13 protein-coding genes and 1 pseudogene are annotated in these 13,018 nt (G+C 65.5%); 6 read left to right on the top strand and 8 right to left on the bottom strand.

Annotated elements, in window-relative coordinates:
• Positions 1–1,269: toprim domain-containing protein (locus ACTIL2_RS14125; RefSeq protein WP_442338110.1), on the top strand; the 1,269-nt coding region annotated here is incomplete at its 5' end.
• A gap of 138 nt (positions 1,270–1,407) precedes the next feature.
• Here the strand turns inward: ACTIL2_RS14125 and ACTIL2_RS14120 are convergent.
• Positions 1,408–1,641 (bottom strand): annotated as a pseudogene (locus ACTIL2_RS14120) (hypothetical protein); the annotation flags it as partial.
• Positions 1,642–1,788: 147 nt separating this feature from the next.
• Here ACTIL2_RS14120 and ACTIL2_RS14115 point away from each other — a divergent pair.
• The 3 genes from ACTIL2_RS14115 to ACTIL2_RS14105 all read left to right on the top strand — a co-directional run bounded on the left by ACTIL2_RS14115 (position 1,789) and on the right by ACTIL2_RS14105 (position 4,130).
• Positions 1,789–2,907: an S-(hydroxymethyl)mycothiol dehydrogenase gene (locus tag ACTIL2_RS14115; protein WP_442338109.1), complete on the top strand. Its 1,119-nt coding sequence runs from the start codon at positions 1,789–1,791 to the stop codon at positions 2,905–2,907.
• Positions 2,904–3,566, top strand: coding sequence for an MBL fold metallo-hydrolase (locus ACTIL2_RS14110; protein ID WP_442338108.1), 663 nt, complete (start codon positions 2,904–2,906; stop codon positions 3,564–3,566). Before ACTIL2_RS14115 ends, ACTIL2_RS14110 begins: the two co-directional genes overlap by 4 nt.
• A gap of 183 nt (positions 3,567–3,749) precedes the next feature.
• A complete protein-coding gene (locus tag ACTIL2_RS14105) occupies positions 3,750–4,130 on the top strand; it encodes a metal-sensitive transcriptional regulator (RefSeq protein ID WP_442338107.1) in 381 nt (126 codons plus the stop codon).
• 12 nt (positions 4,131–4,142) lie between these two features.
• Here ACTIL2_RS14105 and ACTIL2_RS14100 read toward each other — a convergent pair whose 3' ends face one another.
• Together ACTIL2_RS14100 and ACTIL2_RS14095 are read right to left on the bottom strand one after the other, a co-directional pair.
• The gene (locus tag ACTIL2_RS14100) at positions 4,143–4,976 is read right to left on the bottom strand and encodes a hypothetical protein (RefSeq protein WP_442338106.1); all 834 of its coding nucleotides are present in this window, start codon (positions 4,974–4,976) and stop codon (positions 4,143–4,145) included.
• 306 nt (positions 4,977–5,282) lie between these two features.
• Positions 5,283–5,690: a hypothetical protein gene (locus tag ACTIL2_RS14095; RefSeq protein ID WP_442338105.1), complete on the bottom strand. Its 408-nt coding sequence runs from the start codon at positions 5,688–5,690 to the stop codon at positions 5,283–5,285.
• Between the two features lie 209 nt (positions 5,691–5,899).
• On the opposite strand from ACTIL2_RS14095, the gene ACTIL2_RS14090 reads away from it, so the two are divergent.
• Both ACTIL2_RS14090 and ACTIL2_RS14085 read left to right on the top strand, forming a co-directional pair.
• Positions 5,900–7,033, top strand: a complete 1,134-nt coding sequence (locus ACTIL2_RS14090; RefSeq protein WP_442338104.1) for a sensor histidine kinase — start codon at positions 5,900–5,902, stop codon at positions 7,031–7,033.
• A complete protein-coding gene (locus ACTIL2_RS14085; protein ID WP_442338103.1) occupies positions 7,030–7,701 on the top strand; it encodes a response regulator in 672 nt (223 codons plus the stop codon). The genes ACTIL2_RS14090 and ACTIL2_RS14085 overlap by 4 nt, the downstream gene beginning before the upstream one ends.
• A gap of 224 nt (positions 7,702–7,925) precedes the next feature.
• Here ACTIL2_RS14085 and ACTIL2_RS14080 read toward each other — a convergent pair whose 3' ends face one another.
• The 5 genes from ACTIL2_RS14080 to ACTIL2_RS14060 all read right to left on the bottom strand — a co-directional run.
• Entirely contained in the window at positions 7,926–10,760 is a 2,835-nt protein-coding gene (locus ACTIL2_RS14080; RefSeq protein ID WP_442338102.1) for a DNA methyltransferase, read from the bottom strand.
• 273 nt (positions 10,761–11,033) lie between these two features.
• Positions 11,034–11,432 carry a hypothetical protein gene (locus ACTIL2_RS14075; protein WP_442338101.1) on the bottom strand — a complete coding sequence of 133 codons (399 nt, stop codon included), beginning with the start codon at positions 11,430–11,432 and terminating at the stop codon, positions 11,034–11,036.
• The gene (locus ACTIL2_RS14070; protein ID WP_442338100.1) at positions 11,416–11,658 is read right to left on the bottom strand and encodes a hypothetical protein; all 243 of its coding nucleotides are present in this window, start codon (positions 11,656–11,658) and stop codon (positions 11,416–11,418) included. The genes ACTIL2_RS14075 and ACTIL2_RS14070 overlap by 17 nt, the downstream gene beginning before the upstream one ends.
• A complete protein-coding gene (locus ACTIL2_RS14065) occupies positions 11,655–12,125 on the bottom strand; it encodes a hypothetical protein (RefSeq protein WP_442338099.1) in 471 nt (156 codons plus the stop codon). Before ACTIL2_RS14065 ends, ACTIL2_RS14070 begins: the two co-directional genes overlap by 4 nt.
• A gap of 171 nt (positions 12,126–12,296) precedes the next feature.
• Positions 12,297–13,018 (bottom strand): DUF3631 domain-containing protein (locus ACTIL2_RS14060; protein ID WP_442338098.1); only part of this gene is annotated, 722 nt, incomplete at its 5' end.

The raw sequence follows: 13,018 nt of genomic DNA, 5'->3' as shown, positions 1-13,018 counted from the left end.
CCCGAGACGCTGCTGTACAAGAAGTCGAAGGTGCTCTTCGGCATCGACCTGGCGAAGAAGCCGATCTCCACCGACCACCAGGCCGTGGTCGTGGAGGGCTACACCGACGTCATGGCGATGCACGCCGCCGGGGTTCCCACCGCCGTCGCGGCCTGCGGCACGGCCTTCGGTGAGGAACACCTGCAGATGCTGCGCCGGTTCATGGTGGACGACCAGTTCTTCCGCGGCGAGATCATCTACACCTTCGACGGTGACGAGGCCGGACAGAAGGCCGCGATGCGCGCCTTCGAGGGCGACCAGAAGTTCACTGGCCGCAGCTACGTCTCCGTCGCGCCCGACGGCATGGATCCCTGCGACGTCCGCCTGGAGAAGGGGGACGCGGCGGTCCGCGAGATCGTCGCCGACCGCATCCCCATGTTCGAGTTCGTGATCCGCACCATCCTGCGCGGCTACGACACCCACCACGTCGATGGCCGGGTGGACGCGCTGCGCCGTATCGTCCCCGTTCTCGCCGGTATCCGGGACGATGCCCTGCGCGACGAGTACGCCCGCCAGGCCGCGGGCTGGCTGGCGTGGCCCGACCCCACCGAGGTCGTCACCCAGGTGCGCCGCGAGGCGGCCAAGGGGGGACGGGAGCGTCAGGGCACCCAGCTCAAGGAGGGTGTTGCCCGGCTGGCACGCCGGTCGGCGGAGGCGGAGAAATCCGGGGCCGCCGCGAACAGTAACGTGACCTCGATGCTGAGCCGCCCCGACCCCACGGATGTCCACCTGGAACCTGCCCGCGAGGTACTGAAGCTCATGCTGCAGGAACCGCAGATGGTCAGGTCCGACGCCGACGGCCTGCTGCCCGACAGCTTCGAGCACCCGACCTACATCGCGGTGGCGACCGCCGTCGCCGCCGCCGGTGGCGTGGGCAGTGTGGGGGAGAAGGGCGGGCATTCCGCCGGGGCGGACTGGCTGGACGCGGTCACCGCAGCCACCGATGACGTGATGTGCCGTGCCGTGATCAGTGAGCTCGCTGTGGAGGAACCCCGCTGTGAGCGTGACCGGCTGCCGTACTACGCCGGTGCGGTGGTGGCACGGATGGAGGAACTCTGGGTCGGCATGGAGATCGCCGAGATGAAGTCACGGATGCAGGGGATGCGTCCGGACCAGGGCGGGGAGAAGAAGAAGGAGTACAACAACACCTTTGCCGACCTCATGGCGCTGGAGAAGTACCGGCGGACCCTGCAGGAGCAGGCGCACACCTACGGTGAGCTGAGGGGGTAGCTGCGCTCAGCGCCGACGTCCGAACAGTCCGCGGGTGACCTCGCCGCTGCCGTCCTGGTCGCTGACGCGGCGGCCCTTTCCGTCCCGCATCCGGGGCTGCTCGGATTCGTTGAAGACGTCCTCCTCGAACTCCAGGGCGTCGTTCTCGAGGTACGCGGTGTCCTCCGAGCCGCTGACGTCCCGCAGCTCCCGCATGCGGGGATCCGGGTCGAGCCGGTCGGCCAGGGCCTTGCGTCCGGCACGTACCGCGCGCTTGGTGGCCGGGGAGTTGATCGCCGATTCGTACCCCCGCCGGATCTGCTCGTAGCGGCGGCGTCCGGCCTTCGTACCGAAGACGTAACCTGCGGCGGCGCCGATGACCAGCTGGATCATGGGTGGAGGCTCCTTGGGGAGTCGAGGGTGGATATCGTCGGGCGTGCGGGGACCATCATACCCGCCCGTCCCTCCGTCTCCCGCCGGAAACAATTTCTCCGTAATCTGGGGACACGACATGCACCTGCGAGAAAGGAACGGACACCAGTGAGTACAACGGTTAAGGGAGTCATCGCCCGTGGCAAGGGCGCAGAGGTTGAACTGGTGGACGTGGTGGTGCCGGAACCCGGCGCCAATGACGTGACCGTGCGTATCCAGGCGTGCGGCGTGTGCCACACCGACCTCGCCTACCGTGACGGTGGGATCAGCGACGACTACCCGTTCCTGCTCGGCCACGAAGCCGCCGGCATCGTCGAGACCGTCGGCGAGGACGTCACCCACGTGGAGGTCGGGGACTTCGTGGTCCTGAACTGGCGTGCGGTCTGCGGCGAGTGCCGCGCCTGCAAGAAGGGGCAGCCGCAGTACTGCTTCGCCACCTTCAACGCCTCGAAGAGGATGAGCCTGGACGACGGCACCGAGCTGGAGCCCGCCCTGGGCATCGGCGCCTTCATCGAGAAGACGCTGGTCCATGAGGGTCAGTGCACCAAGGTGGACCCCTCCGCCGATCCGGCGGCCGTGGGGCTGCTCGGCTGCGGTGTGATGGCCGGGCTCGGCGCGGCGGTGAACACCGGCGAGATCAAGCGCGGTGAATCCGTGGCGGTCATCGGCTGCGGAGGGGTCGGCATGGCAGCGATCGCCGGCGCGAAGCTGGCCGGCGCCACGACGATCATTGCCGTGGACCTGTCGGACGCCAAGCTGGAGCGCGCCCTGACCTTCGGCGCCACGCACACCGTCAATCCGTCCTCCCTGGGCGGTGATGCCTCCGCGACCGGTGAGGACCAGCCCGCCGTCCAGGCCGTCCACGACATCCTCGGAGGGATCGGTGCCGACGTCGTGGTCGAGGCCGTCGGCCTGCCCGCCACCTTCAAGCAGGCGTTCTACATGCGTGACCTCGCCGGACGCGTTGTCCTGGTGGGCGTCCCGACCCCGGAGATGCAGCTCGACCTGCCGCTGGCGGACGTTTTCAGCCGCGGCGGGGCCACGAAGTCCTCCTGGTACGGTGACTGTCTTCCCGAGCGTGATTTCCCGTTGTACACGGACCTCTACCTGCAGGGACGCTTCCCGCTGGGTGATTTCGTGGACGAGCGCATCAGTATCGACGCCGTGGAGGACGCTTTCGCCAAGATGAAGCAGGGGGCTGTTCTGCGATCGGTGGTGGAACTGTGAGTGCGTCAGAGAGCTTCAGCGGCGCGTCCGACACGGGACTGCGCGTTGACCGGGTCGTGACCCACGGCATCTTCGCCCTCGACGGCGGCGAATGGGAGGTGGACAACAACATCTGGCTCATCGGTGATGATGAGGAGGTGATCGTGGTCGATGCCGCCCATGACGCGGACGCCATCGTGGACGCCGTGGGCGACCGGACGGTGCGCAGTGTGATCTGCACACATGCGCACAATGACCACGTCACCGTCGCCCCGGAGCTGGCGGACCGGCTGGACACGCAGGTCCACGTGCACCCCGGCGACCAGATGCTGTGGAACCAGACCCATCCAGGTGTCGGGCACGAGGACCTGGAGGACGGCCAGGTCTTCGACATCGCCGGAACCCGGCTGCGGGTGATCAACACCCCGGGCCATTCGCCGGGGTCCTGCTGCCTCTACCTACCGGAGTCGAAGGTCCTGGTCAGCGGTGATACCTTGTTCGCCGGTGGCCCGGGTGCAACGGGACGGTCGTTCAGTGACTTCGACACGATCATCGACTCGATCCGGTCGAAGGTGCTGACCCTGCCGGGCGACACCGAGGTGTACACCGGGCACGGCGATGCGACGTCGATCGGCGCTGAAGCGCCGCACCTGGAGGAGTGGATCGCCCGCGGGCACTGAGTCGCTGGTACTCAGTCGTGGGTTCCCTTGCCGATGGCCACTCCGTTCGCCCCAGGTGTAATGACGAGGGCCGAAATGGCCGGTCCGAGTGTTCTGAGTGGACCACATCGACCCGTATCCGTACGCACCCTTGTCGAAGATACCCCATCGGGGTATGATTTGCAGCGAGCGAATGGAGAAGACATGAACGAGAACCTTCTGACAGAGGCCTCTGCCGCCGATGCGGGAAGCTGCGGTTGCGGGGCCGCCGGCACTGATGCTGCTGATACCGCTGATGTCGCAGTGGGGCACGGCTACTCCCCGGACAAGAAGCGCTACCTCGCCCGTCTGAAGCGGATCGAGGGGCAGGTCCGTGGACTGCACCGCATGGTCGACGAGGACACCTACTGCATCGACGTGCTGACCCAGGTGACCGCCGTCCAGTCCGCGCTGAAGGGCGTGGCCCTGGCGCTGTTGGACGACCACATGCAGCACTGCGTCCTGAACGCCGCCCAGCAGGGGGAGGATGAGGCGGCGGAGAAGCTCGACGAGGTTTCCGCCGCGGTCGCGCGGCTGGTGAAGTAGACGGCCGGACGGCTACGGCCCGTACACCCACTCGCCGTTGCTACACATCAGCAGGCGGCCGGCTTCATCCTGTCCGCCTTCTTCTCCCTCAGTGCAGGCGGCACCGCCGGTAGCAGTCCCAGCGCCCTGACTCTCGGGGCCGTAGACCCAGGTCGGGCTTGCGTTTGCTCCCATCCCGGCATAGACCAGCGAAGAGCCGTCTGAACCCGTCGCTGGCTGGAGAATCTGGGATTCAGCGCAGGTCGCCCCGTACGCCGGTGCAGATGCGTGAGTGGCAGGCACCGGTGCAGTAGCCTCGGGCTCATCCACCACATCCGGTGTCTGTTCCGCTTGGTCTGCGGGTACATCTTGGGTTGGATGGGGCCCGCGGGCTTCCCGTTCAGGTTTCTCGCCGAACTTGTCGAGGACGATGACTGCGGGATCTTCCTCATAGGACGCAGAATCGGCCTTGAAATTGAAAGACACGGGTTCGCGGTCGTCGGGAACGAGGAAAACCCAGGTCATTTCAGCGTCGAACCCGGATCCGAGGTTCCTGTTGCACTCAGGATTGCCAGGAATGTCATAGAGGTCATCGATTGGCTGGTAGACAACTCCGTCCCCGACTTGGAGCGCCGATTCGACCCAGCCGCCGGTGGAACGGCAGGTCAGATCCATGTCCGAGGATGTGTCATTGACCACCGTGGTCTCAATAACCACGTACTTGCCGCCCTCCCTCGCTTCGATATCTTCAGTGGGACGAGCTTCATTGCTGTTCCAGCTACCGTCGGTATACGCTGCGATTGCGTGTGTTTCGTAGGCAGCATTGGCGGTGACTGTTGCGCCATTTCCTTTGACCTCGATGCCCATGCCAGGGGATTGGGGTGCCGCGGCGGTGGTGGATGAAGCTTCGGTCGGTGCTGGCTCGTCCGCCTCGCTGGAGCAGCCAGCAAGGGTCAAAGCGGCAATCGCGGATAGCGCGGTGAGCTTCAGCCTGGACGCAGGGTGGAACGGGCGCGTATGCACGGTCAGGATTCTCCTCTGTGAAACCCCGGGTACGCCCCGGGGCATTAAATGGTCTCAGGGGAGAACATAGACCGTCCGATGGACACCGGCTCCATTGGACGGTGGTGGGTGTTCGAACGGGGGTACACGCGCGAAGCTCTCAGACGGCCGTCACCGCCGACGGGCGCGCAGCAGGAGCAGCGCGAGACCGCCCGCGGTCAGCCCCCACAGGGCATTGACCAGGAGCACCGGGACAATGGCGACCGGGTTCGCCAGCGGGCCGTCCAACTCCCCGTCGAGGATCGGGGAGAGGACCCCGCTCAGCAGCATCGCCAGAACCGCGTACGTCACGCCCGCAAGGACAAGTGTCAGCACGGGTGACTCCGCACGGCTGGACACCACGACCGCCACCCACACCACCGTGATGCCGAGGGTCAGGAGGGCCGGCACAACGGCCGGGACATCAACGTCCGCCTGCGATGCGATGATTCTGACCAGTGGCCGGAGCAGGGCGAAGACCCCGAGGACCAGGATCAGGAACCAGTTGAGGGAGCGCGTTGGTTGTTCTGTGTTCGTCATGGCTGCACACGTTATGGTCCCGGTAACCGGAGGTCATCGGCCGCTGGTCTCGGTGTAGGTCGCGGTTGGTCGACATCCGTCTACGTCGAGAAGCGACAATGCCCGGGACCACAGGCCGATGGCGACACTTGTTCCACCGCCTAGCGTGACCGCCATGCTGAATCAACACCGCAGGCCAGTGCCCGCGTCCGGGCGATAGACTCAAGCCCGTGACCACGAGAGCGAATCAGCCCGTCCCGTCCTGGGCCGTCGACGCCGCGATGGCGGTCGCTGTGGCCGTCGTGCTGGTCAGCGTTGTCGCCCTGTCCCAGGTCGGAACGGACCACCGCCCGGACCCGGGTGCCTACATCTTCGTCGCGGCCTTCGGGGCGGTGTTGCTCGCACGCAGGCGCTTCCCACTGGTCGTCCTGGCCCTGAGCGTGCTGGGGACCTTCGCCTACTATTCCCTCGAGTACCCGCCGATCGGTGTGGCCCTGCCCGTCGCCGCGTCATTGTTCTCGACGGCAGAGCGCGGCCTGGTCCGCTGGGCGGTCGGTGGCGGCGCCCTGGTCTTCTGTGTGTCCCTCTACTACCGTCTCCGCGACGATCCGCAGCCCATCGGTTATCTGCTGGGCACGGAATCGGTGTCCACGCTGGCGTTGATCGCCGCCGCGATATCCCTGGGACACGGTATCCACGCCCGGCGGCTGTACATCGCGCAGCAGGAGAGGATCGCTCAGCTCAACAAGGTTGTCGAACGCGAGCACATCTCCCGTGAACTCCACGACACCGTCGGGCACGGACTGTCGGTCATCTCCCTGCACGCCGGGGTGGGACGCGACGCCGTCGGTGACAGCAACCCGGCTGCCGCCGGTGCCCTCGACCAGGTCCGGTCGCAGGCGACGTCCACCCTCACCGAACTGCGCACGATGCTGCGGCTGCTGCGCTCGGAACCGGACGCAGGACCCCGGAGCGTCCACTCCCTCGCGGATGTCGACGCGCTGGCCGGGGATGCCCGGGCCGCCGGGGTCGACGTCACCGTGGACGTGGACGTCGCCGCCGATGACCTTTCGCCGGTGGTGGACGCTGCCGCCTACCGCATCGTCCAGGAGTCGCTGACCAATGTCCTGCGGCACGCTGGGGCGTCCTCCGTCCGGGTGACCGCACACCTGCGGGACGCCAGCCTGGTGGTCACCGTGGCGGACGACGGGCGCGGGGCGTCCCGTGCCGCGGCGACGTCCGGAACCGGTTTCGGGCTGACCGGTATCGCCGAGCGTGTCCGCATACTGGGCGGGACACTGCGGACGGAACCGGACGGTGGATTCACTGTCCGGGCGACACTTCCGGCAAGGTTGGAACCATGATCCGTATCGTGCTGGTCGACGACCAGGAACTCGTGCGCACGGGACTGCGCTCCCTGGCGCAGCACGACGGCGACATTGAGGTGGTCGCCGAAGCCGCCGACGGGGAGGCGGGCCTCAGTCTCATCCGGCAGCACCGGCCGGACGTGGTGCTGATGGACATCCGCATGCCCCGGATGGACGGCATCGCCGCAACCGGGTGTGTTACCGCGGATCCTGCACTGGAGGGTGTGCGGGTCATCGTCCTGACCACCTTCGACGAGGACGAGGACATCACCGCCGCGATCCGCGCCGGTGCAGCGGGGTACCTCCTGAAGGACGTGGCACCCGCGGACCTGCGCACCGCCATCCGTGTGGTGTCCGACGGGGAGTCGTTGCTGTCGCCGTCGGTGACCACCACGGTCATGGGGCAGCTCGCGGCGCAGCGCGAGGAGGCGACGCGCCCCGAACTGCTGGACGGGCTCACCGACCGGGAGCGGGACGTGCTGGCGAGGGTGGGGTGCGGTGAATCCAACGCCGAGATCGGCGCGACGCTGTTCATCAGCCCGGCGACCGCGCGGACCTACGTCAGCCGGCTGCTGGCGAAACTGCACGCCCGCGACCGTTCGCAACTGGTCGTACTGGCCTACGAGTCCGGACTGGTCACGCCGGGTGACTGCTCTGACCGGTGAGTACGTCCGTTAAGTATGGTGGGGCCAGCGGGGGGCCAACCCATTACACCATTAATGCAGGTAAATGAGGGTGACTTCCGTGGGAAACGTGTCCTAGTGGGAGATACGTGGGAAGTGGGCCGCGCTACCCCCGCCTATCTTGCCCCTCTGGCACCATTCCACGGCCCACCGAACACACCCATGACGAACAGGTCCCGGCGCACCGGGTGACCAGGATAGATGAGTTAATCGTCCGTCATCTCTGCGTACCTGACGAAGAGGATCTCCAGGCGCTGGCGTTCGGTGGTGAGCTTCCGCTCGGCACCGAAGGCCTTGTCGACCACGCGGTCCAGCTTGTCGTGGGCTTTCACCAGGGCCGGGTCCATGGCCAGGGGATTGTAGGCGTCGGCGAGGCTGCGGTCGGGATGCAGTGCCCGGGCGTCGAGGACGCCTTGCCCGGCCTTGATAGCCGCTGCACGGGTCTTGTCATCGAGGTCAGGTACAGGGAAGGTGTTCCAGGTCAGGGTGTTGGAGAACCGCAGATCAGATTTGATCCGCCCGCCCACTGCACGCTGCCAGGTGATGTACATGGCGGACTCGATCAGCGCGAACAGTAGACCGTCCTCGTCTGGGGCGAGGAAGTTCGCGTTTCCGCAGATAACCTCGGGTTCATAGCGAGCTGCGGTCCAGTAGCGGCGGGTCTCACCGACATGACTAGGGATGCAGAGGTAGGGGACATCAGGCTGCCTGATTTCGGTGAACAGTGCCGGAGTGCTGGCCGCTTGCTGGGTTGGTACCTTCTTACTTTCAGACCGCATCATCCGAACTCCTTCGATTCGGTCTTTCAGTCCAGAAGACTTTCCGATGTCGGCGGGGTCCAGGTCAGTCAGCCACAGACACCATCGTTCAATGTTGTGCAGCATCTCTTTGGCCCCTACGAAACGACGTAAGTACTTTCCAGCCACGGGGTCCTGGTCAAGTCCAAGTGTTCCGTCCTTGGCGTTGAACACGAGGTTCCCGCCGTCAGTAGGCTGCGATCCCTTCGTGACCGCGGGAAGCACAGGTGTCAGCGGCCCTGACCTCACATCTCTTACGAGCACGCGTGGGCCATCGAGCAGGTAGGCATTAATCCCTACGGAAAGTTCCATCGGTTCCGGGTCTCCCTTCACCGAAGGGTAGTTCCACATCTTCTGCTTGATGTTCTTATCTCGTGTGAACCCGACGATCACACAATGCACCGCAGCTTGCCCGGGGGCCTCCGAGTTCCAGGCGAACGTGCGATGAGCGAACTTGATGTCCCATCCTTCCCGATACAGCGGACCGAACAACGCTGGCACCGGCAGGCCCTGGGCGATCGAGTTGGTGGTGACATAGGCGAAATCACCGATCCGGTTAGACAACAGGTCCTTTGCCTTAGCGTGCCAGGCTGTCACATAGTCCAGGTAGCCCGTGTAGTCGGCTCCCCATGCCGCCTTTATGTCTTCGGTCTGCTCTTCAGTTTTGGTGTACTGCCCGATGAACGGTGGGTTACCGAAAACCAGCGTCTTTCCTGGGGTTCTGGGGATCTCGTACTCCCACCCCATACGTAGCGCGTTGCCGTGGCGGATGTGGGCGGTGATCGTGATCGGCAGGCGGTCCGGGGCGTCACCGACGGCGGCAGCAAGGGCCCGGTTGGCTTGATGGTCGACGAGGAACATGGCGGTCTCGGCGATCTTCGCCGGCCACCAGTTCAGCTCGAAGCCGTGGAACTGACCGATGTTCATTCGCTGGTCGAGGGACACGTCCATCGACGCGGTCTGCTGACCTTCCTTGGTTCGCAGGGCGACGATGACATCGGTCTCGATCGACCGGAGTTCCCGGTATGCGACGACGAGGAAGTTGCCGCAACCACAGGCAGGGTCGAGGAAGATCATCTCCGCCAGCGAGTCCCGGAACTCACGAAGCGCCTTGGCGGTGGTGGATTTGTTGTTGATCAGGCGGCGGGCCTTGTCGCGCAGCTCGTCAAGGAACAACGGTTCGATGACCTTCAGGATGTTGGTCTCGGTGGTGTAGTGCTCACCGTCAGCGCGGCGGGCTTCCTTGGACTTCACCAGCTGGAACATTGAGCCGAACACCGCCGGGGAGATCCGGGTCCAGTGGAACCGGCAGGCGTCCAACAGTGCGTTGCGCATGTCTTCGTCGAAGAAGTTCTGCGGCCATTGGTCAGCGAACAGGGAGCCGTTGACGTAGGGGAACTTCGCCATTTCCTCGGGCACCCGTCGCCGTCGTTCCTCTGGGGTGTTGAGGACCTGGAACAGGGCGTTGAGTCGTGACCCGAGGGTATCGCCGGTCGTGTCGTAGAGGACGAAGCGGTAGAACAGGTCCTCCTCCCACAACCCGGCGTCGTCGCCGTAGAGCAGGAACAGCACGCGGGTGAGGAACACGGAGGTCTTCTGGACCTGCCAGTCCTCTTCCTCGGGGTCGGTGGGGGCGTCGTCACCGATGGCTTCGTCGGCGTCGTCGCCGAGCATGGAGGTATAGAGGTTCGCCATGAGTTTGGAAGCGTGGATGGAGGCTTCTTCCTCCTCGGCCTTGGTGACGGTTTCCTGGCCGGCGAGGAAGATCAGTTGGTCGACGTGATCGGTGATCTCGTCGATGGTGAAGGCGACGGTCCAGCCGTCATCGCCGAGCTTGGTGACCCGGAGGTTCTCGAAGTCGGAGACGATGGAGTAGCGGGGCCACTCGTGCTGGCCGATGGAGCCGCCAGCGAGGTAGTCGAGGGCCTGTTGTTCGGCAGTGTCGAGATCTTTGCCGAGGGACTTTGCTTCGCCGATGACGACGCCGGACCAGAACAGGTCGATGTAACCGGTGTTGCCGGTCGAAGCGCGGGTGGCGTCACGCTCGAACAGTTTGATGCGTTCGGGGATCACCCCGAAGCAGCGCAGCAAGTCCGACCAGAACTGTTGGGCGTGGGACTTCTCGGTGTGCTTGGCCCCGGTGACACGCCAGTCGTTGATGATGGCGCGCCAGTCGGTGGCGAAGCTGTCGAGGTTGCGTCTAACGGTGCCACGGTCGAGTTGGGTGGGGGAGGAAGCAGTCACAGGTGGAAAACTACCCCATGACACGGCTCCGGGGGACCATGACACCCACGGGCTCGTTGGACCTCCCTCGACATGTTCTAACTTGATGGTCAGCTACCGTCCGTGGGCTATCTGTTCCTATGAAAGTTCTTCGCGATCTGCTCGATCGTCACTCCGGGCTCACGGTTTCTCGCGACGCGCACGACATCGTCGCGGAACTCCTGGGGATAGGGCTTGGTCATGACGATCATCCTTCCAGGCCGGCCTTCCCAGGCAAGCCAGATCAGATGTCACCTATCCATGCAGCAGACCCGAGGTGATCGTTCCCCACCCGCATACGCCGTACCGGTCCATGTCGTTGGGCATCGGGATGCTGCACCCCGTCGGCAGTACCTCGTTGATGTCCGTAGCAAGGACGCGCCACGCTTCCACATCGTCGGCGACAGTGGCACGGCCCTCGGCCCATCGGCCCGCACGGGTCGTGACGGCGTCGGCGGCGTCCTGCACGGAGGTTATGCGGCGGGTGAGGTCCGCGGCAGCAGTCTCGGCGGGGGGATGCCACGCCGGGGAGTCCACGGGACCGTTGACGATGTACTCGGTGGTGCCGTCGTTGCGGTCCGCGGAGGTGCGGAGGGTGATGCCGGAGTACGCGGCTTCACGAACAAGGGCGGTCAGGTCAGTTGTCGTCGTCATGGGTGGTTCCTTCCATTGAGGTGATGCGCCGGAGGGCGCGGGTTACTTCTTCCAGACAGAGTGCCTGTACGGCGTAGGGGGCGGCGAGGATGTCCGCGAAGGTGTCGGCGAGGTCCGCGGCAGCGGCACGCATACGCGCGGTGGGCGCTCCCTCGGCGAGGACGGCACGGAGGTAGTCGAGGTGCTGCATCTCCGTGGTGGCGTCATGGTGCTTCGGAGGGTTCACGGGGCATCGGTCTCTGTCAGCAGGGCCGTGCCGTGCTCCCGGGCGAACTTCTCGTTGAGGGCGTCCACCAACTGTCGGGTGAGGTCCTGTTCCTGTTGGCTCACGTTGACGTTGTAGTGCGCGGGCCGGTCGGCACCGTGCAGTTTCCGCCGTGATTCGGAGATGCGGAGCAGCACGGCCAACGAGTGCGGGTCACCGTCGAGCGCGGAGGGCAGTGCCGCCTGTCGGAGTAGCAGCAGGTGCGTGTCCTCTTCGGCCCGGAGGTCCGCCACCGCGTCCGATTCCACCCGGTCGAGGGTCCGGGACACGGCAACTCGGGCGGCGTCCGGGGTGGGGTACCCGGCGCGCCGGGCGACCTCGGCCCACGACAGCCCATGGGTGCGGAGCGTGACCGCCTGAGTCGCCTTCTCTCGCGCTTCGATGCGCCCTGGCGAGTTCCGGGCGGGGTCGCGTTTCTGATTCGTCACAGGTCCTCCCGGAGTGTGTAGCGTCCATCGGTTTCGGTGACTCTGCCGTCGGCGGTGAGTCGGTCGAGGATATCGGGGACTAGAGAGCCATCGCCGGTCTTGTCTTTGATCACCTTCATGAGGTGTCCGAGGGTCTGCCCGAAGGTGGGCGACAGGGTGGCGAGGATAGCGTTAGTGACCGCAACGTCGTCCGGTTCGGAGGGGGGGTCTAGGTGAACCGGTCAAACCGGTTGAGGCGGTCAGACCGGTCAGATTCGTGACCGGTTCGACCGGCTGGACCACTTTGACCGGTTCCCCGACACTCCCCGCCCCACCGGGGATCGGGATTCCGAACGAGGACATCGCAGAGATGAAAACCCGCAGGTAGTAACCCCGTCCACCCCGCGAACGGTTACCGGTCAGTCGGGATGCGCGGATGCCGAAGTGGGTCACCAGTACCCGGCCCATGCCCTGAGGGGTCATGGCGCCGTAGGGCGACGCGGCGCCCCACATGCCGGGCTGTCGTCGCTGCACTGCGTCGAGCAGTTCCCCAGTGGGGAAGAACGTCTCCTCGCCGGGCCAGACCGCCGCGATGTCCCGGAGCAGTTGCACATGCCGCGGTACCCGGATGAGTCCGTCTTCCCGGTCCGCCTGGATGTCGGCGAGGTCCGCGGCAATGAGGTCCCGGCACCGGTCGGGCCACGCGCCACCGGTGGCAAGGGCGACCTTGTAAAGCGGTGCCCACCGCTCCCGATTCCGCCCGGTGAGTCCGTCCGGGTAGGTCGGGCGGTTGAAACGCACCTCGTCTCGGACCTCGTCGGCCCATGCTTCGATCTGCTCCCGGAGCAGAATGGCGTCGTCTTCGATGTACTGCCAATCACTGTCGGAGACGGTGCCCTCATAGTCAGGGAGCA

The organism is Corynebacterium sp., assembly GCF_052107835.1.
Classification (GTDB): Bacteria; Actinomycetota; Actinomycetes; order Mycobacteriales; family Mycobacteriaceae; genus Corynebacterium.
This window is presented reverse-complemented; position numbering and strand designations above follow the sequence as displayed.

Coding starts and splice junctions, on each gene's coding strand:
- ACTIL2_RS14095 (WP_442338105.1), bottom strand. CDS start 5,690: ATGACGAACACAGAACAACCAACGCGCTCCCTCAACTGGTTCCTGATC.
- ACTIL2_RS14100 (WP_442338106.1), bottom strand. CDS start 4,976: ATGGGCATCGAGGTCAAAGGAAATGGCGCAACAGTCACCGCCAATGCT.
- ACTIL2_RS14075 (WP_442338101.1), bottom strand. CDS start 11,432: ATGACGACGACAACTGACCTGACCGCCCTTGTTCGTGAAGCCGCGTAC.
- ACTIL2_RS14105 (WP_442338107.1), top strand. CDS start 3,750: ATGAACGAGAACCTTCTGACAGAGGCCTCTGCCGCCGATGCGGGAAGC.
- ACTIL2_RS14085 (WP_442338103.1), top strand. CDS start 7,030: ATGATCCGTATCGTGCTGGTCGACGACCAGGAACTCGTGCGCACGGGA.